General features: G+C 72.4%; 24 protein-coding genes and 1 pseudogene. 10 read left to right on the top strand and 15 right to left on the bottom strand.

Annotated features, from left to right (window positions below; all coding sequences use genetic code 11):
- Positions 1-11: 11 nt before the first annotated feature.
- A complete protein-coding gene (locus tag ADK36_RS36780) occupies positions 12-650 on the bottom strand; it encodes a class F sortase (RefSeq protein ID WP_107086946.1) in 639 nt (212 codons plus the stop codon).
- A gap of 17 nt (positions 651-667) precedes the next feature.
- Complete coding sequence (locus ADK36_RS36785; RefSeq protein ID WP_053200677.1) at positions 668-1078, bottom strand: Tat pathway signal sequence domain protein; 411 nt, start codon at positions 1076-1078, stop codon at positions 668-670.
- A 264-nt stretch (positions 1079-1342) separates the two neighbouring features.
- Between ADK36_RS36785 and ADK36_RS36790 the strand changes: the two genes are divergently transcribed.
- The 5 genes and pseudogenes from ADK36_RS36790 (at position 1343) to ADK36_RS36810 (ending at position 3899) form a co-directional block, all read left to right on the top strand.
- Complete coding sequence (locus tag ADK36_RS36790) at positions 1343-1795, top strand: DUF6153 family protein (RefSeq protein WP_338060814.1); 453 nt, start codon at positions 1343-1345, stop codon at positions 1793-1795.
- 109 nt (positions 1796-1904) lie between these two features.
- Entirely contained in the window at positions 1905-2618 is a 714-nt protein-coding gene (locus tag ADK36_RS36795; protein ID WP_425315485.1) for a DUF305 domain-containing protein, read from the top strand.
- Between the two features lie 243 nt (positions 2619-2861).
- Positions 2862-3143, top strand: a pseudogene (locus tag ADK36_RS36800) (MFS transporter); the annotation flags it as partial.
- A gap of 100 nt (positions 3144-3243) precedes the next feature.
- Positions 3244-3612, top strand: a complete 369-nt coding sequence (locus ADK36_RS36805; RefSeq protein ID WP_048585838.1) for a DUF6479 family protein — start codon at positions 3244-3246, stop codon at positions 3610-3612.
- A gap of 98 nt (positions 3613-3710) precedes the next feature.
- Positions 3711-3899 (top strand): hypothetical protein, encoded by a 189-nt coding sequence (locus ADK36_RS36810; protein ID WP_048585839.1) that lies wholly within the window; start codon positions 3711-3713, stop codon positions 3897-3899.
- Here the strand turns inward: ADK36_RS36810 and ADK36_RS36815 are convergent.
- Positions 3859-4452 carry a DUF7144 family membrane protein gene (locus ADK36_RS36815; RefSeq protein WP_053200681.1) on the bottom strand — a complete coding sequence of 198 codons (594 nt, stop codon included), beginning with the start codon at positions 4450-4452 and terminating at the stop codon, positions 3859-3861. The genes ADK36_RS36810 and ADK36_RS36815 overlap by 41 nt on opposite strands.
- 188 nt (positions 4453-4640) lie before the next feature.
- On the opposite strand from ADK36_RS36815, the gene ADK36_RS36820 reads away from it, so the two are divergent.
- On the top strand, positions 4641-5114 hold the full coding sequence (locus ADK36_RS36820) for an FxLYD domain-containing protein (protein ID WP_053200683.1): 474 nt from the start codon (positions 4641-4643) through the stop codon (positions 5112-5114).
- A gap of 8 nt (positions 5115-5122) precedes the next feature.
- Here ADK36_RS36820 and ADK36_RS36825 read toward each other — a convergent pair whose 3' ends face one another.
- Together ADK36_RS36825 and ADK36_RS36830 are read right to left on the bottom strand one after the other, a co-directional pair.
- A complete protein-coding gene (locus tag ADK36_RS36825; RefSeq protein ID WP_053200685.1) occupies positions 5123-5734 on the bottom strand; it encodes a DinB family protein in 612 nt (203 codons plus the stop codon).
- A gap of 81 nt (positions 5735-5815) precedes the next feature.
- Positions 5816-6574 carry a hypothetical protein gene (locus ADK36_RS36830; RefSeq protein ID WP_053200687.1) on the bottom strand — a complete coding sequence of 253 codons (759 nt, stop codon included), beginning with the start codon at positions 6572-6574 and terminating at the stop codon, positions 5816-5818.
- Between the two features lie 185 nt (positions 6575-6759).
- On the opposite strand from ADK36_RS36830, the gene ADK36_RS49235 reads away from it, so the two are divergent.
- Positions 6760-6912, top strand: coding sequence for a hypothetical protein (locus ADK36_RS49235; protein WP_159029301.1), 153 nt, complete (start codon positions 6760-6762; stop codon positions 6910-6912).
- 7 nt (positions 6913-6919) lie between these two features.
- Here the strand turns inward: ADK36_RS49235 and ADK36_RS36835 are convergent, their stop codons facing one another.
- Positions 6920-7213 carry a hypothetical protein gene (locus ADK36_RS36835; RefSeq protein ID WP_048585843.1) on the bottom strand — a complete coding sequence of 98 codons (294 nt, stop codon included), beginning with the start codon at positions 7211-7213 and terminating at the stop codon, positions 6920-6922.
- A gap of 158 nt (positions 7214-7371) precedes the next feature.
- Here ADK36_RS36835 and ADK36_RS36840 point away from each other — a divergent pair, with 158 nt between their 5' ends.
- Complete coding sequence (locus tag ADK36_RS36840; protein WP_107086947.1) at positions 7372-7959, top strand: DUF4142 domain-containing protein; 588 nt, start codon at positions 7372-7374, stop codon at positions 7957-7959.
- A 39-nt stretch (positions 7960-7998) separates the two neighbouring features.
- On the opposite strand, the gene ADK36_RS36845 is transcribed toward ADK36_RS36840, so the two are convergent.
- The gene (locus ADK36_RS36845) at positions 7999-9672 is read right to left on the bottom strand and encodes a glycoside hydrolase family 13 protein (RefSeq protein WP_053200689.1); all 1674 of its coding nucleotides are present in this window, start codon (positions 9670-9672) and stop codon (positions 7999-8001) included.
- Positions 9673-9933: 261 nt separating this feature from the next.
- On the opposite strand from ADK36_RS36845, the gene ADK36_RS36850 reads away from it, so the two are divergent.
- Complete coding sequence (locus ADK36_RS36850) at positions 9934-10845, top strand: LAETG motif-containing sortase-dependent surface protein (protein WP_048585845.1); 912 nt, start codon at positions 9934-9936, stop codon at positions 10843-10845.
- Between the two features lie 88 nt (positions 10846-10933).
- On the opposite strand, the gene ADK36_RS36855 is transcribed toward ADK36_RS36850, so the two are convergent.
- Together ADK36_RS36855 and thrS are read right to left on the bottom strand one after the other, a co-directional pair.
- A complete protein-coding gene (locus ADK36_RS36855; protein WP_048585846.1) occupies positions 10934-11905 on the bottom strand; it encodes a nucleoside hydrolase in 972 nt (323 codons plus the stop codon).
- A gap of 136 nt (positions 11906-12041) precedes the next feature.
- Positions 12042-13397, bottom strand: a complete 1356-nt coding sequence (thrS, locus tag ADK36_RS36860) for a threonine--tRNA ligase (protein ID WP_267887439.1) — start codon at positions 13395-13397, stop codon at positions 12042-12044.
- 454 nt (positions 13398-13851) lie between these two features.
- Between thrS and ADK36_RS36865 the strand changes: the two genes are divergently transcribed.
- Positions 13852-14637 (top strand): hypothetical protein, encoded by a 786-nt coding sequence (locus ADK36_RS36865; protein WP_048585848.1) that lies wholly within the window; start codon positions 13852-13854, stop codon positions 14635-14637.
- Positions 14638-14668: 31 nt separating this feature from the next.
- Here the strand turns inward: ADK36_RS36865 and ADK36_RS36870 are convergent, their stop codons facing one another.
- The 6 genes from ADK36_RS36870 to ADK36_RS36895 all read right to left on the bottom strand — a co-directional run bounded on the left by ADK36_RS36870 (position 14669) and on the right by ADK36_RS36895 (position 20083).
- On the bottom strand, positions 14669-14944 hold the full coding sequence (locus ADK36_RS36870; RefSeq protein ID WP_048585849.1) for a ribosomal protein L7/L12: 276 nt from the start codon (positions 14942-14944) through the stop codon (positions 14669-14671).
- A gap of 66 nt (positions 14945-15010) precedes the next feature.
- Entirely contained in the window at positions 15011-15748 is a 738-nt protein-coding gene (locus tag ADK36_RS36875) for a GAF and ANTAR domain-containing protein (RefSeq protein ID WP_048585850.1), read from the bottom strand.
- A 135-nt stretch (positions 15749-15883) separates the two neighbouring features.
- Complete coding sequence (locus tag ADK36_RS36880; RefSeq protein ID WP_048585851.1) at positions 15884-16687, bottom strand: TIGR03943 family putative permease subunit; 804 nt, start codon at positions 16685-16687, stop codon at positions 15884-15886.
- Positions 16684-17688: a permease gene (locus ADK36_RS36885; RefSeq protein WP_048585852.1), complete on the bottom strand. Its 1005-nt coding sequence runs from the start codon at positions 17686-17688 to the stop codon at positions 16684-16686. The genes ADK36_RS36880 and ADK36_RS36885 overlap by 4 nt, the downstream gene beginning before the upstream one ends.
- 87 nt (positions 17689-17775) lie before the next feature.
- The gene (locus tag ADK36_RS36890) at positions 17776-19125 is read right to left on the bottom strand and encodes a helix-turn-helix domain-containing protein (protein ID WP_053200691.1); all 1350 of its coding nucleotides are present in this window, start codon (positions 19123-19125) and stop codon (positions 17776-17778) included.
- Between the two features lie 373 nt (positions 19126-19498).
- Positions 19499-20083: a hypothetical protein gene (locus tag ADK36_RS36895; RefSeq protein WP_053200694.1), complete on the bottom strand. Its 585-nt coding sequence runs from the start codon at positions 20081-20083 to the stop codon at positions 19499-19501.
- Positions 20084-20569: the final 486 nt, after the last annotated feature.

Here is a 20569-nt window from a genome sequence, read left to right on the forward strand (position 1 = left end):
GATGCCGGCGGTCAGGAGGACGTGGCGCTCAGCGTCGCGAACACGATCACGTTGTCGCGGTACTCCTCGCCCTCCCGCGGGCCCCCGCACGTGATCAGCCGCAGCTCCGGGCGGTCCACGTCCCCGTAGACGTCGTCCGCCGGGAAGTCCGCCTTCGCCACCGTCCGTACGGCGGTGACGGCGAACTCCGCCGTGCTGCCGTCCTTCCTGCGCGCCACGATCCGGTCGCCCCGGCGCAGCCGGGCCAGGTCGCGGAACACGCCGTCCCCGTAGGCGCCCACCGTGACATGGCCGAGGAGGACCGAGGGGCCGACCTGACCCGGCGTCGGCGAGTGCCGGTACCAGCCGGCCCGGTCGTCGGCCGCGATCGGCGGCACCTCCACGGTGCCGTCCGGCGCCAGGCCCAGCCGGATGACCGGGGTGTCGACCCCGATCGCCGGGATCCGCAGCCGGACCGGGGGCGAATGGCCCAGCGCACGCGCCGAGTTCGCCGATGCCGAGGACGACCGCTCCGCACCGGCCCCATCCGGGTCCTCCCGCCTCCGCCGGGAACCCGCGGTCGCCCCCTGCCCTGCTCCCCGGCCGCCGCAGCCCACCAGCACCGAGGCCACCGCCGCCATGGCGAACGCGCGCCTGGAGAGGGGCCGCACGCCCCTCGCCGAGGGCATCACGCCCCGGTCGCCCGCCGACGACGTACGACGAACGCCGTCGCGCCCCCGGCGGCGAGCAGCGCTGCCGCACCGCCGCCGATCAGTCCGGCCTGCTCGTTCCCGGACCCCGAAGTCGTCGCCGTCTCGCCGGTGTCGGGCGCCCCCGACGGTACGACGGAGACCTGGCCGCCCTCCGAAGGCCGGGTCGGCTCGGCCGACGGCCGCGGCGAATCCGACGCCGAGGGAGCGGAGGTCGAGGGCCGGGTCGGTTCGGCGCTGGGCGTCGGGGTGGCCGTCTCGGAGGGGGTGGACTCCGTCGCGCTGGGCGCCGCGGTCGGGGAGGCGCTGCTGTGGGCGACCGCGGGCGCGGCAGTCGCGAGCAGGGCCGCGCAGGTGAGTGTGAGGGCGCTGAGGACGGTTCGGCGCATCGATTCGCTCTCTTTCGTCGGTCCGCGCGGTACTGGCGTATCCGGCGGCTGTGGGTGACAGGTCGAGCGGAGAGACGACGCGGCGCCGGAGCGGGTTGTAAAGAGATGGCAAAGTCGCAGGGATGGGCGGGGAAGCGGATATGGGCAGAGATAGGCAGGAAGGGCGGAGACGGGCAGAGATGGCAGGGCGCGGTGATCCACGGCCTGCACGCGCCGCCCGTGGCCCGATGAACCGACCCCGCGCGGCCTACGTACGATGAGGGCGTGACCACCCGTGCACAGCACCACCGTGCGCTGCGGCTCCCGATGACGGGACCGTGGCGCATGCTTCTGCTGCTCGGGCTGCTCGCCGGGCTGTTCGGGATGCACGCGCTCGGGCCCGGCAACGTCGTCGCGGCCTCCTCCTCCACCTCGCCGCATCACGCGTCCCCTGCCTCGTCGCATCACGCGCCCGCGCGCGCCATGAACGGCCGTACGACGGCCATGACCGACGAGGCCGTCTGCCACGGCTCCGATTCGGGTGGCGGGCACGCCCAGCACGCCGACCCCACCTGCGCCTCCGGCTCCATCGGTGCGGGCCCCGTACTGCCGGCCCCGGCACCCGATCCGGGCGGAGCGACGGCCGCGGGCGATCTCGACGGCCGTTCCGCGACCGCCGCGACCGAGGGCGGGCGCGCGCCTCCCTCACTGGCCGAACTGCAGATCCTGCGGACCTAGGACAAGGCCGAGCCGTCCGTCCCCGTCACCCACGGGCGTACGGCACTCAGCCATGCCCATGCCGCGCCCCGAGGGCGCAGCGACTCACGTACTCGCAGGAGTTCTCAGCATGACCAACACCCGAATGACCGGCCTCCGTATGACCGGCTTCCGCACGTCCGGCACCCGCGTGACCGGCGCCCGTCCCCTGGCCCGCCGCGCCGCGCTGGCCGCGACCGCCGTCACCGCCGCCCTCGTCCTCGCCGCGTGCGGCGGTGACGACCGGCCGGACACCGCCTCCAGCGCGGACAAGACCCCGAGCACCCACAAGTCGCAGTCCCAGTCCCAGTCCCACAACGCCCAGGACGTCTCCTTCGCGCAGGGCATGATCCCCCACCACCAGCAGGCCCTGGAGATGGCCGAGTTGGCCGCCGACCGTGCCTCCTCGGCTCAGGTCAAGGACCTCGCCGCACGCATCGAGAAGGCCCAGGACCCGGAGATCAGGACGATGTCCGGGTGGCTGAAGACCTGGGGCGAGGACGTCCCGTCGGCCGCACCCGGCATGGACCACTCCGGCCACTCCGGCGGGTCCGACGCCTCCGGCATGCCCGGGATGATGGGCGAGGACGACATGGCCGAGCTGTCGAAGGCATCCGGAAAGACCTTCGACACGCTCTTCCTGACCCTGATGGTGGAGCACCACGAGGGCGCGGTGGAGATGGCCGAGGGCGAGAAGGCGAAGGGTGAGTACGGCCCCGCGACCGAGCTGGCCGACGACGTCATCACCGCCCAGACCGCCGAGATCAAGGAGATGAACAAGCTGCTCGGCAAGAGTGGGAGCTGACGCACCACCGGGCGTCGGTTCAGTGCCGGCCGGCGCTGAACCGACGCCCGCAGTCGGCGGCATGCGGAGCCGGTGGAGCCGGCTCGTCGCGCGGTGACCGGGTCGGTGGTGTGTGCGCCGGCCGACTCCCTGGTCCCGATGATCGTCGGACGCATCCTCCCGGGGCCGGCGGCCGCGGTCGTCCCGCTCGGGATCAGCATCCTGCGGGACGAACTGCCCGCCGACCGCCTCGCCGACTCCACCGCCCTGATGAGCCTCAACACCCTGATGCGCTCGCTCGGCACCTCCTTCGCCGGTGCCATCGCGGGCGTCGTCCTGGCCCAGATGACCACCGACTTCGGCGGCTACGCCCTGCCCTCGGAGAACGGCTTCAAGGTCGTCATGGCCATCGGCGCCGGAGCGGCCCTGCTGGCCTTCGCGGTCGCCACGTGCATCCCGAAGCAGCGGACCGCGGCCGCCGACCGGCCGGCTCCCGAGGGTGAGCCCGAGCGGGCGGTGGCCAAGGCGTCCCTCAGGCGGTCGTAGATCTCCGGGGAGCCCACCCGCACTCCTTGGGAACGGGCGCTGCAAGCGGTTCTCAGGTCCCACCGGGAGCCTATTCGTCCGTTTCGGTGATAATTGGGGCATGAGTACAGCGACGTTTGTAGTAGCGGCCTCGTCGAGTGAAGTACTCAACGTGATCGCCGCCTTCGCGGGTGGCCTGTTCATCGCCGGCGCACTGATCTGGGCGGTGTCGCTCGGCATGCGGGTCCGTGATCGAGAACTGCCCCGGCCCACGGCCGAGGAGCAGCCGCATCTTCCCGACACCGGTCCGGTCCATGAGTTGCGCGAGATCAGGGAACCGGACGAAGTGCCGCACGCCGAGGGCAGGGAACGGCTTCTGCCGCACGAACTGCACCACGCGAGCAGCAGGCGCAGCGACGACCAGCACCGCAAGCGCTGGCTGCCCGGCAAGAGCGGTGCCTTCGGCGGGGGCGGACTGGGGCACGGCTGAGCCGCCGCCCGCCCGGAAATCCGGGCGACGGGAGCAACCGCCCATGTCATCCTGCCCGGAGCCGCACCGACGCGTGCGGGTCCGGGCAGGGGGCTGAATTGAGCAGACGACGCTATGTGGCGCGGGGCGTCCCCGGCGGCTACCGCATCTGGGACAACCACGGCCGCCGTTTCTGGGGCGATCTGTACGACCTCTGCCCCGACGACCTGCTGACCGAGCTGAACGGCCGCAAGGACCCGGCCCGGATCACCGACCTGCTGAGGCGTTGCCGCGCGTCGAAGCGCTAGCGGCGTTGGCGTGGGCCCCGGAGACGTCCGGAGCCGTGGCGAGCGCCAGGATCACGAAGAAGTCGATGCCCACCGTGATCACCGACCAGACCGGCGTGTACGGCAGGAACAGGAAGTGGGCGACCAGGCTGAGGGACGCCAGGAAGATACCGGTGATCCGGGCCCACCAGGCGCCCTTGAGGATGCCGTAGCCGACGCACACCGCCACGACGCCGAGGCCCAACAGGATCCAGCCCCACGCCGTGAGGTTGATCTTGAAGACGTAGTCGCCGATCCGGCCGTACACGTCGTCCTCGGCGATCGCGGAGATGCCCTGCAGGATGGCCAGCAGCCCGTTCACCAGCATCAGCACACCGGCGAAGACGAGTCCTCCGGTGGCCCAGTCGTAGCCGGACGGCGAGGGCTGGAATCCGCCGGGGCCGGTGCCGGGTGCGGCGCCGGGGCCGGAGCCGGGGCGGGTCTCGGCCGAGGCCCAGGTCGTCCGGGACCCAGGAGGGCTGTGCGCTGCGTCGGTCGCCTGCGGATGCGACTGCGGCGGCTGCTGCTGGCTCATGGGCGCCGTACCCCACTTCTCGCGCGTCGCGCGGTCGGTTCTGCGGTCGGTACGACGACGATCGGTCGGCCCAGGGGCGGCCACCACGGGGGACGAGCCGATCGGGTGATGCCCGGAGTGCGGGCAGCGGCCCACGGCTCTTCACTGGAAGGACCCGGACCGACCGGAGAGAACCCGCTGGAGGCGCCATGCCCGGTCACCGAACGCGGTGGACGACCGCCGCGATCCGCACGACGACCGCCGCCATGGCCGCCACCCTCGCCCTGACCCTGACTCTGACCTCCTGCTCCGACGAGGACACCCCCGCGTCGGTGGCCAGCAAGGCGGCATCGGCCTTCGCCTCGGCCACGGCGGAGGCGGGCCGCCAGCTGGACGACATCAAGGGCGGCATCGACGCCAAGGACGCGGTTCGGCTGGGCGATCCGACGATCGACTCCGACGGCCGTACGACCGTGGAGGTCACGGCGGAGAACACGACGGACTCGACGAAGTCCTTCGCCGTACAGGTCAACTTCCGCAACGAGAACGGCGATCTGCTGGACGCCACCGTCGTCACCGTGTCGGACGTGGCGGCGGGCGCGACGGGGAAGGGCACGGCGCGCAGCACGCACGACCTGAGCGGGCAGGTGAAGGCAGAGCTGGCCAGGGCGCTGCGCTACTGATCAGCTGATCAGCCGTCGCCGGCCGCCCGCGCCTCCAGCGCCGCCCGCTCCAGTCGGCGCCGGTGGCTCTCCCACCACGCCTGATCACCGGGCGGCAGGTCGGACTTGCCCTCCCCGTACCCGACGCTTCCGTCGATGAGTTCGCGCACGATGTCGGCGTGGCCGGCGTGCCGCTGACTGTCGGAGATCACGCGCACGAGGATGTGGTGCAGCGTCACCTCACGTCGTTCCTCCGGCCACCACGGGACATGCCCGGTCGCGTCCAGTGGCAGCGCCTCGATCGTGGCGTCGGAGTGCTCCCAGGCCCGGCGGTACAGCCCGACGATCTCCTCGCGCGACTCGTCCGCGGTGGCCCACATGTCCGCGTTGGGTTCGGCGTCCTGCGTGTACCACCAGGGCGGTGGCGGCTCCTTGTCGAAGAACGGCCGTCCGAAGGTGTCGCCGAAGTACCCCAGCTCCACGCCGGCGACATGCTTGACCAGCCCCAACAGGTTCGTCCCGGTGGGGGTGAGGGGGCGGCGGACGTCGTACTCCGAGAGCCCGTCGAGTTTCCACACGAGGGCGTCACGCGCGTCTTGCAGATACCGGAGAAGGTCTGCTTTCGGGTCCGTTTTCACCATGCCGGGCAGTCTTCCACCAGGCACTGACAGCCGACGCCGACGATCTCGGACCGGCCCGGCCCCGACCCCGGCACAGGCCCCTTACCGGCCCGCCCCCGCCACGACGATGTCGATCTGCTCGCTCATCGCGCTGACCCCGTTGAACGTGGCCGTCGCCTGGAGGCGGCCCGTGCCCGGCGGGAGGGCGGGTTCCGGGACGCACCACCACATGCCGTTGGGCGCGGCCGTCGTCGCGCAGACCTCTTCCTCCTGGGCGTCACGGACCGTGACCTGGGCGCCCGGGTAGGCCGACCCCAACAGCCTCGGCCGCGCGCTCAGCGGCACGCCCGAGTGGGGGTGGGACAGGGTCGGCGCGGGCAGTCCGACCGTCACGGTGCAGGTTCCCTTCTGCCGCACGGTGCCCTTCGCGTCCCGTAGGACCAGGGTGCAGTCGGGGAGACGGGTGCCGGGCTCGGCGTCCTCGGGGACCGACAGGACGAAGGGGTACCTACGGCCCTTCCAGGCCGCCGACACCGGCTCCTCGGCCGCGGCGGGCGTCCCCTCGAAGGTGTACGTCCCCGTACTCCCGCCCAGCGTCACCGACCCCCGGTACCCGAGACCGGCGAACGGCGTCCCCGTCACCCGCGTCGTCGACGGCGCCGTCAGGGTCAGTACCGAACCCTCGCCCAGCGGCGTCCCCTCGTATCCGCCGACCTCGATGATGCCCTCCCGCCCGGGCTCGATGGTCGCGCTCGCCCACAGGTCGCCATCGGCGTAGGCCGTGCCCGGCGTGACCAGCGTGACCGTCACGCCCGCGACGGCGAGCAAACCGAGGATCGTCGTCTTCCAGGACCTGCTCATCGTCGGCGGAGCTCCTCACACGCACGTCGGTGTACCCCTGCCTGCGATTCTCGCGGCGCCCACCCGCCGGTGGCGCGCGGCGTACGGCCGTACGGGGCACCGCGCCTCGGAGCGGCGTGTCCGGGCGGGAAGGGGGCAACGGCTCGGCGCAGGGTGGTCGGAGTTGTCGTCGTCCAGGAGGAACCGTGATGCGTCGTGCCCTCGCCGTCCTGACCGTCGCCGTCGCCGGACTGGTGCTGTCCGCTGTACCCGCTGCCGCCGCCGCTCATGACGGGCCCGGCGACATCGAGAGGAACGAGTGGAACATCCCACTCAGCAGCAGCCTCCGTGTGCTGTAGTACGCCGTCAGCCACCCGCCCCGCCTCCCTCTCCCTCCCCGTGCCGCACCGCCTTCTTCACGTCCGCCTCCGTCTCGTTGCGCGCCGTCCCTTGTTCCTTCGCGTACTCGGTCACCGCGTCGTGGAGGACGCGGGTGTGGTCGCGCCAGGCTCGCCAGGCGTTTTCGTACGTGTCGGTCTGGAGTTCGGTCCAGGGGGTGTGGGCGGGCGGGCCGTAGGCGTCCCGTAGTTCCTCCACCCGGGTGTGCGCCTGGTCCGCCGCCCGCTGCATCGCGACCAGTTCGTCGAAGGTACGTGCCACACGTCCGGATCCTGGGCCAGCGGGACCACCCTGCCCGAGGCGCCACGCGAGCCGCGCGCGCCTCTCACCCGGACGGCACGCTGAGCGGTGCTTTACGGAGCCGATGCCAAGCCAAAAGGTTTCCCGCGCCCTGGAAGACCGCGCTCGCCTGTCCCGCCATGCTCGGCGTCGGCACCGCCTCCGCCGCCCAGGACCGGGTCGTCGCCCAGACGTCGGCCGGTCCGCTGACCGAAGCCGACCGGGACTTCGTCGTCAAGGTGCGGGCGGCCGGGCTGTGGGAGTACCCGGTGGGGCGGATGGCGCTGGAGAAGGGCACGACCGACGCGGTGCGCACGGCCGGTCGGCACCTGATCGCCGGGCACGCCGCGTTGGACGCCACCTGCCGCGGGATCGCCCCGCGGCTGAACATCACCCTGCCCGACCGGCCCAGCCCCCAGCAGCAGGGCTTCGTCGCGACGCTCGGCGCGGACAGCGGCAGGCAGTTCGACAGCGACATGGCGAACATCCTGCGCGTCCCGCACGGCCAGATCTTCTCCACGATCGCCAAGATCCGGGCCACGACCGAGAACTCCCTGGTCCGGCAGCTGGCCGACCAGGCCAACAACACCGTCTTGGACCACATCACGGTCATGGAGAAGACGGGGCTGGTCGACTTCGACCAGGTCCTGTTCCAGGAGACGACCCCGCCCATGCTCCCGGCCGACGACACGACCCCGCCCCCTCCCACGGCGGCGAACCCCAGGTGACCCTGAAACCGTGACCGTGACCGTGACGGTGACCGTGCCCTAGGTCAGCCAGGCCGTCGTGTCCGGCCCCAGCAGCCCCCCCTCCAACGGCGCGCTGGCGAGCAGCACCTCACCCGGCGGCAACTCCACCGCCGTACCGGAGAGGTTGGCCACGCACCGCCAGCCGTCCGAGCGGGCGAAGTGCAGGACGCCGGGCGGGGCGTCCGGCGCCCACTCCAGTTCCTCCCCCTCCAGCAGCTTGCGGCGCAGCCGCAGGGCCCTGCGGTAGAGCTCCAGGGTGGAGCCCTCGACACCGTCCTGGGCCTCGACGGCGTACGCCGCGAAACCCGACGGCTGCGGCAGCCAGGAGCCGCCCGTGCCGAAGCCGTACGACGGCCCCGTCGTCGTCCACGGCAGCGGCACCCGGCAGCCGTCGCGGCCCTTGCGGACACGCCCCGTCTGTTCCCAGACCGGGTCCTGGAGGACCTCGAAGGGCAGGTCGGCGACCTCGGGCAGGCCGAGTTCCTCGCCCTGGTAGACGTACGACGAACCGGGCAGCGCCAGCATGAGGAGGGTCGCGGCGCGGGCGCGGCGCAGGCCGGCGGACTCGTCGACGGCCGGTGCGTGGCCGCCGGAGAGAAGCCAGGCGTTGTCGTCCGTGCCGGGCGGGAGCATCAGGCGGGAGGGGTGGCGTACGACGTCGTGGTTGGAGAGGACCCAGGTGGCGGAGGCGCCGGCCGAGCGGGCGGTGGCCAGGGAGTCGGTGATGATCCGGCGGAGTTCACCGGCATCCCAACGTCCTTGCAGATACTCGAAGTTGAATGCCTGGCCCAGTTCGTCCGGGCGGGCGTACAGGGCGCGGCGGGCGGACGGGGTCACCCATGCCTCGGCGACCGCCATGCGGGGCGGACGGTAGGCGTCGAGGATCTTGCGCCAGTCGCGGTAGATCTCGTGGACCTCGTCGCGGTCGTAGAAGGGGTGGCTGCCGGGCGGGAAGTCGGGGAGGGACTCCTCGCGGCTCAGTTCGGGGGCACCGAGGTCGCGCAGCGGCTCGCTGAGGTCCTTGGCCAGCGCGTGGGCCACGTCGACGCGGAAGCCGTCGACACCGCGGTCGGACCAGAAGCGCAGGGTGGTACGGAAGTCGGCGCGGACCTCCTCGTTCTCCCAGTTCAGGTCGGGCTGCTGGGGGGTGAAGAGGTGCAGGTACCACTCGCCGTCGGGGACCCGGCGCCAGGCACTGCCGCCGAAGACGGACTGCCAGTCGGTGGGCGGGAGTTCACCGTGCGGGCCGCGGCCGGGGCGGAAGACGTAGCGGTCCCGGGCGGCGGAGCCGGGGGCGGACCGCAGCGCCTCCTGGAACCAGACGTGCTGGTGGGAGGTGTGGTTGGGGACCAGGTCGACGATCACCTTCAGGCCGAGGCGGTGGGCCTCGGCGACCATGGCGTCGAAGTCGTCGAGGGTGCCCAGGCGCGGGTCGACCTCACGGTAGTCGGCGACGTCGTAGCCGCCGTCGGCCAGCTCGGAGGGGTAGAAGGGGCTGAGCCACAGGGCGTCCACGCCGAGGGCGGCCAGATGGTGCAGCCGCTGCGCGACGCCCTTCAGGTCACCCAGCCCGTCGCCGTCGCCGTCGGCGAAGCTGCGGGGGTACACCTGATAGATGACGGCCTGGCGCCACCAGTCGCGGTTGCGGGACGAGAGGTCGGGGGTGTCGGGCGTGGCGGTGCGGACGGTCACGCGGACTCCTCATCGGTGCGTTCGGGTTACGTACGGGCGATAGGGAGAACTCTGTCCACTTGGCCGGAAAAGCGAACACCGCGCAGTCCGGAGTAGATCATTCCCGGTGTGATGAAATCGTGATTGACCTTTGAACTTGCGTTGCGTTCCCGCAGGTTGACAGCTTTCTGTGCTCGCCCGACGATGTGCAGACGCTGTGGCGCATGTGACCAATGAGCCCAGTGTTTCTTCTTCGACCACACACCCCACGATGGGATACGCATGTCCATAGCGAGACGTGTCATCGCGCGACGCCTGTTGGGGACGGGCGCCGCGTCGCTCGCCCTCTGCGCGGCCACCGTCGCCTCCGCCTCCGGCGCCTGGGCCACCGGCTCGCACGGCGGTGACGGCTGGAAGTCCGGCGGCACCTACCGGCCCGGCACCGGCGCCGGTACGGAGACGGCCACCGATCGCTGCCAGTTCTCGCTCGACGGTTCGAACTTCTACGACTCCGTCAAGGTCGACGACCAGAACCTGAAGGTCACCGACGACGGCAAGGTCCACATCAAGGTCCGCGCCGCCGCCGACGCCACGACCTGCACCGCCTCGCTCGCCTCCTACCTCGCCCACGGCGCGACCTTCGAGACCTCCGGCGAGCAGGTCTTCGTCGACTTCGACACGGTCACCGTCAAGCCCGGCCAGACCGACTCCCTCGACATCGCCGTCCCGGACGCGGGCTGCTTCGCGCAGATCGACCTGTACCGGGGCGCGGTCAAGTTCGACGGGAAGCTCGACGCGAACGACGGCTTCGTCCACGGCGACCTGCCCAAGGGCCCGGACCGCCCGGTCATCAAGGACAAGCTGATCGCGGCCTGGAACGGCGGCACGAAGGACTGCACGACCGAGCCTCCGGCCACCGAGGAGCCCCCGACCACGCCGCCGGCGGAGCCCCCGACCGAGGAGACGACGCCGCCGGCGGAGGAGACGACGCCGCCGGCCTCGGAGACCCCGACCCCGGAGACCTCCGAGCCGACGACTCCCGCGGTGCCCAAGCCGAACGGCGGCGGCGACAACCTCGCGGAGACCGGCGGCAGCAGCGCGACCGGCCCGATCACCATCGGCGCGGTGGTCCTGGTGGCGGGCGGCGCGGCGTTCGTGGTCGCGTCGAAGCGGCGACGCGCGGCGCGTTCCTGATCCAGGGGCACTGACCAACGGCACTGACCAGCGGCACTGAAGGGGCCCGGGGTGATCACCCCGGGGCCCGGTCACAGCTCGTGCGCGGTCAGCCCTCGACCGTCGTCAGATACAGCTTCACGAACCGGTCGACGTCCACGTCCAGGGCCACATCCACCAACTGCTGCTCGCGCAGGCCGTCGTGGATCTCGGACTCGCCGGGGCGGGGGCGTCGGTCGACGACGGTCTGACCCCGCGTCGGGCCCGGGGCGAGGGAGACCTCGACGGGCAGGAGGCGGGTGGTGATGCCCGCCGGGTCCACCACCGAGCACACCGCGCCCGCGTCGCCGATGCCGCCGGCCTCGGAGTCGGCCCCGACGTCCGGCGTGGCCGGGCGATGGGACAGCAGGTCGCCGGCGAGCCGGGTGCCGGGCTCCGCGCTCGCCCGCAGCCGCCGTACGTCCGCCCCGGGCACCACGACCCGCTGGAAGACGTCCAGGCCGTACATGGTGATCGGCACTCCCGCCGTGAGCGCGATCGCGGCCGCCTCCGGGTCGTGCCACACGTTGAACTCCGCGACCGGGGTGGCGTTCCCGCAGGCCACCGCGCCGCCCATGAAGACGATCCGCTCGATGTTGCGGGTCACCTCCGGGTGCGTCCGCAGCAGCAGGGCGATGTTGGTCAGGGGCGCGGTCGGGATGAGGGTCACCGGACGCGGGGACGCCAGGATCTCGCGGCGCAGCAGCGTCACCGCGTCCACGTCGGCCGGGGCGCGGGTCGGCGCGGGCAGGCCGATGTCGCCCATGCCGTCCTCGCCGTGCACGTGCCGCGCCGAGCGCGCGGGCTCGATCAGCGGACGTCCGGCGCCCCGGGCGACGGGGATGTCGGGGGCGCCGGCCAGCTCCAGGACGGTGAGGGTGTTGCGTACGACGCCGTCCACATCCGTGTTGCCCGCCACGCAGGTGACGGCGCGCACGTCGAGCCCCGGGTGGCGTACCGCGAACAACAGCGCCAGAGCGTCGTCGACACCGGTGTCGCAGTCGATGATCACCGGGATGGGCTGCCCTTCGGCGTTGGTCACGGCGAGCTCCTCACACGGGTGCGGTGGCGGTTCCGCGGTTCTGCGGTGGCGGGTTCTGCGGAACCGACCTTACGGTGTCGTACAGGTGGAGTGCGTCGCCGTATGGCGTCGCCGTGCGGGCTTCGTGCGTGCGGCGTCATGCGGCGTCACCGTCCCACAGGCCGGGACCGCGCGCCGCGACGCGGGCAGCGATCCGCTCGACCAGCTCGGCGCCGGATACGCCTCCCGGCCGACGCCCGTCCCGCAGCCGCAGGGCCGCCACGAGGTCCTCCTCCCCGCCTTCCCGGGCCTCCCGCTCCCCGATGACCGCCTGGTACGGCACGAGGCGTGCCGCGCGGACGCGGGCGCCCAGGGTGCCGTGCTCGGGCCCGGCGAGTTCCGCCCGCAGCCCCTTGCGCCGGGCCCGGCGCAGCAGCTTCTCCGCCTGCCCGGTCTGGGCGTCGGACACGGGCAGGATCACCAGCTGCACCGGGGCGAGCCAGGGCGGGAAGGCCCCGCCGTGCTGCTCGACGAGGTGGGCTACGGCTCGTTCGACGCTGCCGATGACGCTGCGGTGGACCATGACGGGGCGGTGCCTTGCGCCGTCGGGTCCGATGTAGTGCAGGTCGAAGCGTTCCGGCTGGTGGAAGTCGATCTGGACGGTGGAGAGGGTCGCCTCGCGGCCGGCCGGGTCGGCGATCTGGACGTCGATCTTGGGGCCGTAGAACGCGGCCTCGCCCTCGGCGGCCTCGTACGGGATGCCGGAGGCGTCGAGGACCTCGCGGAGCAGGGCGGTGGCCCGCCGCCACAGCTCGGGGTCGGCGACATACTTTCCGCCCTCCCCGTCGCCCTCGGCGGGCAGGGAGAGACGGTGCCGGGTGGCCCGGATCCCCAGATCGGCGTAAGCGCGGGTGATGAGTTTCAGGGCGGCGCGGGCCTCGTCCACCGCCTGGTCCAGGGTGCAGAAGATATGGGCGTCGTTGAGCTGGATCGCGCGCACGCGGGTGAGCCCGCCGAGGACCCCCGACAGCTCGGAGCGGTACATTCCACCCAACTCAGCCATACGGAAGGGCAGTTCACGGTAGCTGTGGGCGCGGGAGCGGTAGATCAGGGCGTGGTGGGGGCAGAGGCTGGGGCGCAGGACGACTTCTTCGGCGGGGTTTCCGCCGTCGCCGAGGTTCATCGGCGGGAACATGTCGTCGCTGTAGTGGTCCCAGTGCCCGGAGATCTCGTACAGCTCGCGCTTGCCGAGCACGGGCGAGTAGACGTGCCGGTACCCGGCCTCGCGTTCCGCGTCGCGGATGTACTCCTCCAGCACATGCCGGACGATCGCCCCGTCGGGCAGCCAGTACGGCAGTCCCGCGCCCATCAGGGGGTCGGTGTCGAAGAGGTCCAGTTCGCGGCCGAGGCGGCGGTGGTCGTGCACGGGGTGCTCCTCCGGTTGAGAGGACGAGCACCCACACGCCGAAGCCCCGGGGCACTCGCCCGGGGCTTCGGATCGCTCAGGTGTCAGCGCGGCGCCGGGACGGGGTCCGGCGTCGTCGTGGGAGACGGGTTGGCGGCGCGCTGCATGGGGGGACGGTAGCAACGGCCTGCCCCGCCAAGCGACCACTTTTCCTCGCCCCCGCCGCCCCTACCCGTCCCATCCTCCTGGGGCTCCGCCCCAGACCCCGCTCCTCAAACGCCGGAGGGGCTGGATTCGCCAGGCATTTTCAGCCCGTCCGGCGTTTGAGGACGAGGCCCCTCCAGGGCCGAAGCGGGGTCTGGGGCGGCAGCCCCAGTGGGGGCGAAGGGGCAGCGCCCCTGGGGATGGGACGGGTAGGGGCGGCGGGGGCGAAGGACTTGTCCCGTGCGGTGCGCTTCACCCGGACGGCCCGGCGCGCTGGTGGGCGTGCGGTCGGGGTGGTGCCTTAAGAACACGCACCCGATCTTGGGCGCACGCCCGACCCCAGCCCAGGAGGCCCGCGATGCCCCGTCCCCCGGCCCGCGCCGTCATCGCCGCGACGCTCTCCGCGGCCACCCTCCTGACCGCCTCCGCCTGCGACTCCATCGCCGGCCTGGGCAGACCCGCCTCGGCCACCCGAGCCAACGCCTCCGCCGCGAGCCCCACCACACCGGCGACCCCCGCGGCCGCCCCCACCCTCACCGAGTCCCAGGCCCGTGCCGCGCTCATCAGCGAGTCCGACCTGGGCGAGCCCTGGGTCGCCACGGAGGGCTTCGCCACCTGGCGGGAGTCCATGCTCAAGGCGAGTACCGAGTCGGCCGACGCGGAGTGCGGACAGCTGCTCGACGCGCTGTACGCGGAGGAACTCCTCGGCCCCGACGCCACCACGCGCGCGTCGGTCGCCCTGGACGACCTGGTGGACGAGGCCCAGCTGCGCTACCAGGTCGTGGCCCATCGCCCCGACGCCGTGGACCGGACGCTGGCATGGCTCGGCCGCATGCCGGACGAGTGCGGCGAGTTCACGGCGAGGGCGGGCGGCGGGCCGATGGCCGTCGAGGTCACCGAGGCCGAGGTGCCGGAGGTCGGGGACGCCCGGCAGGGTCTGCGGGTCGTCCTCAGCGCCGTCTCCGAGTACGAGGACGCGCCCGTCCTGACCCTCCACGTCGCCGCCGTCCGCGTGGGCGACGACGCGGTCGTCCTCACCAACGGCGGCCTAGGCGACGTACCGGGCGACGCCACCGTGGCGGCCGTCGAACTGGGCGCCCACCGGCTGACCGAGGTCCAAAAGCAGGGCAGAGCGGAAATCTGACCCAGGCGCCGGCCCAGGCGGCCGGGATGCCCTAACCCAGCCGGTCCACCGCGTCCTTGGCCTCCTTCAGGCCCGCCCCGGTGATCTCCCGGTAGACCTTGATGGCCTGGACCTGCCTACCAGTCCGCACGAGCGACACGACCTCGCCCATGCGGGGGTCCTCGCCGTCCAGTCCCAAGTGGTCCAGAACCAGGTCGAGTTTGCGCTCGACACGGGCGACTCGCTGATCCGCCTGGGAAATCCTGCTCTGGAGGGTCATGATGCCCCCGAAGGCGGCGAGCACGAGGAAGAGAACCGCTATATCCATGGTCGGCGATCCTACGTGCCGGCCCGCGTGCCGGCCTATGTGCCAGGGAGTCCGTCCTTCGTGCCGCTAGTCCACGTCGAACCGCAGCCGGTGCTCCACCACGTCCCGCGCCACGTCCACCGCCGTCAACGCATGCGCGAACGCGTGTGCCCGCAACCGGGCCAGCGCCTCGTCCGTGCCGACGCCCAGCTGGGCCATGATCATGCCGGTGGCCTGGTAGACCTGGTCATGGTCGATGGCGAGACCGCTCAGCCATCGTTCGTCCCCGGGCTCGCCCGCCTCCTCCACCCGCGGCAGCGCCATCAGCGCCACGGTCATCATCCCGGCCATCACCCGCGCCGTCCGCAGGTCCCGGTCCGTGAGGTCGCCGGGGGTGTCGCGGTAGAGGTCGAGCGTGCCCACGCACATCGTGTCGTTGCCGAGCGGCATCGAGTACACCGCCCGCACGCCCACCGCCGTGGCCTGCTGAGCGAAGACCGGCCAGCGCAGCACGTCCTGGCCCGCCGTCAGATCACGGGCGAGCACGGGGGTTCCGCTCTCCGCGGCGGACTGGCAGGGGCCGTCGCCCAAGGTGGCCTGGATCTCGGTCACATACGCGGCCTGCGCACTGCTCGCGCCCAGCTGCACGGGCATTCCGTCACTGTGCAGCGACACGCTCGCGCCGATCACGGGCAGCAGCTCCACGGCGACGTCACAGAGTCGCGCAGGGATCTCGCCGGGCCCGACACCGCGTACGCCCTCGGCGATGGCGTCCGCGGCTCGCTCCCGTCCGCGCTCACCAGGTGGCTCGTCTCTGGGCCGCACGGCTGCCTCCTCGTTCCGAGCGCGGCCTGCTGGTTCCGGGGCCCGACACCCCTCTCAGTCGCCCACCCCCGGACGACGCCCGACTACCCGAGGCCCGTCCGGCGAAACCCCGCCGACCTTGCGTGACAACCTCTCCTACCGCTTCTCGTAGGGGTTCGCCGGCTGCGCGATCCGCCGTACCGCGACGGCGTCCAGCACCGGCGGCCATGCCTCGTCCGTGCCGAGTTCGCCCTTGGGACGCCAGGTGCCGGTGACGGTGACCCAGGCGTCGGCGGGCGGCGCGTCCGCGTCCCGGATCTCGACCTTGCTGGTGGTGGCGTCGGCGGCGCAGCAGGCGACGAGGAGGCGGGTGACGTACCAGGTGCCGTCGTCGCGGGTGACGAAGCCGGTCAGCCGGACCGTACGTCCCGCCAGTGACCGTCCGCTGTCGTAGACCGCCCGGGAACCGAACTCCGCCAGCGTCAGCTCCACCGGGTTCCCGGCCGGCAGCGCGGGGAAGTGCCCGATCCCCTGCGCCGCACGCTGCCCCGCCTCGCGCTCGGCGCTGTAGGAGCCGAGCGCGGGGGGCGGGAAGAGGAGGAGGGCGAGGGCGGGGAGGGTGAGCAGCCAGGCGACCCGGGGGCTATGGTGGCCGCCGTGCTGATCGTGGGCGTGGGAATCGTCGCCGGATTCGTCGTGCTCGCCGTGCTCGCGTTGCTGATCGCGGCCGGCGTGTTCGCCGTGCTCTGCGTGCTGGCGCTGCTCGGCGTGCGGTTCCTGTTCCGGTCGCCCGACGACCGCCGCGGCCACCGCCAGCAGCACCAGCAGGCACCCGGACGCGACCAGGTATGGCCGTAGTCCCGCCTGCACGTACCGCAGATACAGCTCGCTGAACAGCGAGATCCGCAGGATCGCCGCGCCCGTCAGGAGCAGCAGCACCGCCGGCCCGTACCGCCTCACAGCAGCCACCACCCCACGAGCACGCTGCTGAGCACGGCCACCACCCAGGTCACGGACGAGAACCGCACGGCGAAGGACCGCCCGAACGTCCCCGCCTGGAGGGCGATCAGTTTCAGGTCCACCATCGGACCGACGACCATGAACGCCAGCCGCGCGGTCGGCGAGAAGCCGCTCAGGGAGGCCGCGACGAACGCGTCCGCCTCGCTGCACACGCACAGGACGACCGCGAGGAGGGCCAGGAGCAGCACCGACAGCCAGGGCGAGCCGGTGAAGAGGTCCAGTACCGAGCGGGGCACGACGATGTTGAAGGTCGCCGCGGCCGCCGCGCCCAGCACCAGGAAGCCGCCCGCGTGCAGGAAGTCGTGCTGGAGGCCGGCCGTGAAGGCGCGCAGGCCGGTGGCGGTCGGGTCGGTGTGGCGCTTGGGCGGGCGCAGCCACTCGTCGCGGCCGAACCGGGCCCACAGCCAGCCCATCACCACCGCCGTGGCCAGCGAGGCGACGAGCCGGGCGAGGACCATCTCCGGCTGTCCGGGGAAGGCGACGGACGTGGCCACCAGGACGACCGGGTTGATGGCGGGCGCGGAGAGGAGGAACGCGAGGGCGGCCGCCGGGGCGACGCCGCGCCGCATCAGGCTCCCGGCCACCGGCACGGACGCGCACTCGCATCCCGGCAGGACGACACCGGCCGCCCCGGCCACGGGTACCGCGAGCGCCTGGTTGCGGGGCAGCAGCCGGCTGAAGACCTTCTCCGGTACGAGGGCCCCGATCGCCGCCGAGACGATGGTGCCGAGCAGCAGGAAGGGCACGCCCTGCACCGCGATCGCCGTGAAGACGGTCCACCAGGCGGCGACGGGCGGGGTGTAGAGGTCGAGGGCGAGCATCGGCCCGAGGACCGAGGCGACCGTGGCGATGGCGAGGAGCGCGGCGCCGCCGAGCACGGCGTACACGAGCGCGCGTATGACGACGCGCAGCCCGTCGCCCACGGTCCGCTGGTTCTGCACGCGCCTGTCCTCGCCCCGGTGCCGGAATGTTCCGCGAATTGCCTCGGGCAGGCTAACCGGTCCGACCTGTGCGCAGCCTTGGGCTCCTCACAGAGGGGGCTGTGCGGGGGCGGGGCCGAGGGTTGTGGTGCCGGGGGCCGTGCGGTGGCCCAGCCCCGTCCGGTACGCGTCCAGGGCCGCCTCCACCCGTCCCGTGCGGCGGAGCAGGTCGCCGAGCAGACGGCACAGGTCGGCCAGGTCGCCGGCCGCGCCCGCGCGCTCCAGCAGGCTCAGGGCGCGGACGTAGTGCTCCTCGGCGGTCTCGGTGTCGTGGGTGTCCTCGGCGATGATGCCGAGGAGGCGGTGGGCGGCGGCGGAGTGCAGGGCGCCGCGTTCGGGGCTGAGGTCGCTGAGCACCTCGTGGAGCAGGGCGGCGGCCTCGTCGGACTTGCCGCGCCGGTGCAGGACGTCGGCGAGTTCGACGGCGACCTGGCTGGTGTAGAGGGCGGCGCGCTTGGCGGTGAGCATGGCCCGTGCCTCGCGCAGCGCCGCCTCGGCGCCCTCCAGGTCGCCGTTCTGGGCGTGGACGTAGCCACGCATCCAGTGGCAGTTGGCGAGTTCGGTACGGATCTGGAGCTGCCGGTACAGCTCGGCGGCCTTGGCGAGGGAGGCGTCGGCCTCGGCGACCCGGCCCTCGGCGAGGAGGGTGCGGGCGACGGACCGGTGCATCCGGGCGACCAGGGCCGGGTCCGCCGCCTGCGGGGCCAGGGCGAGGGCGTATTCGGCGGACTGGGCGGCGCGGGCGTGGGCGCCCATGTCCATGTAGGGGCCGATGACGCTGGCGTAGAGCAGGAGGAGGGCGTCGGGGTCGTGCAGGCCGCCCCGGTTGAGCTCGTCGAGGGTTGATTCCAACAGGTATACGGCGTAGCGGAGTTCACCGGCGAGGTAGTGGGACACCGCCCTTCCGCGCAGGGCGGGGACGCGGGCGGGAAGCGGGGCGTCGGCTTCGGTGAGCACCTGCTCGGCCTGCTCGAAGTGGCGTCGGGCGGAGGCGAGTTCGCCTACGTCGATGCCGCAATCGCCGAGCCCGAGCAGGGCCGCCGCCCGCTCCTCGGTGAACCCGTGCGCCTCCGCCTCCGCGAGCAGCGCGGTGTACTGCTCGGCCGCCGCCTCGGCATCGCCGGTGGCGAGGGCGCGGTGGGCCTCGGTCAGCCGCAGCCGCAGGCCCGTGACGAGGTGCGCGGGGCGCCCGGTGGCGAGTTCCTCGAAGGCGACGCCGAGCCGGCCGGCGATGTGCCGGAGCGCGTCGTCGGAGGCGCGGACGCGGCCCGCCTCCAGTGTGGAGATGTAGGCGGGGGTGTACGCCGGCTCCGCCAACTGCCTCTGCGTCAGCCCCCGGTCGGCCCGCAACTGCTGCACTCTTCGCCCGATGGTCCCCGGGTCGTCACGGTCCGACATCGCCCAACTCCCCCTGTGCCTCTTGCCGTTCGCGTCCGACAGCGCCTAGGTTAAACCGCGTATTAAACGTGGTTAACACAACGCTGTTGCGAGGTCGCCGTGCAGGAACGCACCAGCACCACCGAGCGCTACACCCGAGGGTTCGCCGCGGCGGTGGCCGCCGTGGCGACGTTGGTCCTGGCGGCGAACGCGGGCCCGGCGCCAGCGGCGGCGCCGGATCCTGACCGGCGGCCGGCTCAGCATGTCATCTCGCGGCATGCGAGCGGCTGAGAGTCGTACAGGCCGGCCCCGGCGGGACACTCACCGTGTCCCGCCGGGGCCGCGGTGCCGTCGACAGGGCCCAGCGACGGTCAGCCCGTCAGGGGATCAGCGTTCAGGGCCGGCCCATGTAATGGAAGGTGCTGTAGTGGTCGTCCGTCCACCACACGTCACCTGTGTTGACCGCCCGGACGAGCCGGCGAGCGTCGCGCCGGGGAACGGCACTGTTCACGGGGCCGGTGTAGATGGTCGTGTTGTACTCCTGGAAGCTCCCCATGTAGTGCATTGCGGTTGACGACGTGCCGGCGTGCCCGGCGTGCATGAAGCTCCGCAGCGCACCGTCCCGGTCCTGGTACTGACCCCCTGTGAAGATCATTTCCCGGTGCTGCCTGTGAGTGGCCGGGTCGACCCAAGCGGAAGCGGTGAACCACTCCCGGCCGGCGATATTGTGCCAGTTCGGCCAGCCCATGTCGCGCCAGAAGTCGAGCCCGTCGCGCATGTCCTGCGGCGCCGGCTGAGGGTTGCTGGAACTGCCGGCCACGCTCGAACCACTCTGCGAAGGGCCCGACGGCGGGATCGGCTGGGCCATGGCCGCGCCCGGGCTGCCGAGGCTGAAGGCAGTGCCAAGTGCTGCGCTCGCAAGTCCCAGGGCGATCGCGCGCCGTGTCCGCTGCCTCGTGCCTCGCATGACGTCCTCCATCGGTCGATGGCCGGCGACCACTGTGGTGACCGGTCCGGCATCCACATTCACAAGGGGGGAAGTTGATGACCACGCCTCTTCGCCACAGGAATCAATCGCCTTTCACCAGGGCGAATCAATGCCGGACGGATCAATCGCCGCACACGCCGCGGTACGGCATCCCGGGCACGTCATTTCGCCGCTGCGCCCAGGGCAGACCGCTCTCGCCGGTCCGCGCACACCGACGTGATCGCCTTCGACGGCTCGATCAGGTAGCGCTGGAGCCCCGACGGCGGCCAGGTCTTCGTCCTGTCGGCCGCACGCCACAGTGACGCCGTCACCGTTGCCCTGCGGGAGATCGGCGCCAGGACCAACGCGATACCCGAGTGCGCCCCGTTACTGGAGCAGATCGACGACGCCGACCTGACCGGCTGCGTGGTCACCGTGGATGCTTTGCACGCCCGGCGGGCCCATGCCGTCCACCTCGTCAAGGAGGGTCACGCGCAC

The organism is Streptomyces viridochromogenes, from assembly GCF_001270495.1.
In the GTDB taxonomy this organism is placed as follows: domain Bacteria; phylum Actinomycetota; class Actinomycetes; order Streptomycetales; family Streptomycetaceae; genus Streptomyces; species Streptomyces viridochromogenes_A.

What these genes read in the sequence shown, in the direction of transcription:
- ADK36_RS36825 (WP_053200685.1), bottom strand. Translation starts at nt 5,734, where the DNA reads ATGGTGAAAACGGACCCGAAAGCAGACCTTCTCCGGTATCTGCAAGAC.
- ADK36_RS36830 (WP_053200687.1), bottom strand. Translation starts at nt 6,574, where the DNA reads ATGAGCAGGTCCTGGAAGACGACGATCCTCGGTTTGCTCGCCGTCGCG.
- ADK36_RS36805 (WP_048585838.1), top strand. Translation starts at nt 3,244, where the DNA reads ATGAGTACAGCGACGTTTGTAGTAGCGGCCTCGTCGAGTGAAGTACTC.
- ADK36_RS36870 (WP_048585849.1), bottom strand. Translation starts at nt 14,944, where the DNA reads ATGGATATAGCGGTTCTCTTCCTCGTGCTCGCCGCCTTCGGGGGCATC.
- ADK36_RS36785 (WP_053200677.1), bottom strand. Translation starts at nt 1,078, where the DNA reads ATGCGCCGAACCGTCCTCAGCGCCCTCACACTCACCTGCGCGGCCCTG.
- ADK36_RS36820 (WP_053200683.1), top strand. Translation starts at nt 4,641, where the DNA reads ATGCCCGGTCACCGAACGCGGTGGACGACCGCCGCGATCCGCACGACG.
- ADK36_RS36840 (WP_107086947.1), top strand. Translation starts at nt 7,372, where the DNA reads ATGCTCGGCGTCGGCACCGCCTCCGCCGCCCAGGACCGGGTCGTCGCC.
- ADK36_RS36865 (WP_048585848.1), top strand. Translation starts at nt 13,852, where the DNA reads ATGCCCCGTCCCCCGGCCCGCGCCGTCATCGCCGCGACGCTCTCCGCG.
- ADK36_RS36890 (WP_053200691.1), bottom strand. Translation starts at nt 19,125, where the DNA reads ATGTCGGACCGTGACGACCCGGGGACCATCGGGCGAAGAGTGCAGCAG.
- ADK36_RS36815 (WP_053200681.1), bottom strand. Translation starts at nt 4,452, where the DNA reads ATGAGCCAGCAGCAGCCGCCGCAGTCGCATCCGCAGGCGACCGACGCA.
- ADK36_RS36795 (WP_425315485.1), top strand. Translation starts at nt 1,905, where the DNA reads ATGACCAACACCCGAATGACCGGCCTCCGTATGACCGGCTTCCGCACG.
- ADK36_RS36850 (WP_048585845.1), top strand. Translation starts at nt 9,934, where the DNA reads ATGTCCATAGCGAGACGTGTCATCGCGCGACGCCTGTTGGGGACGGGC.
- ADK36_RS36895 (WP_053200694.1), bottom strand. Translation starts at nt 20,083, where the DNA reads ATGGAGGACGTCATGCGAGGCACGAGGCAGCGGACACGGCGCGCGATC.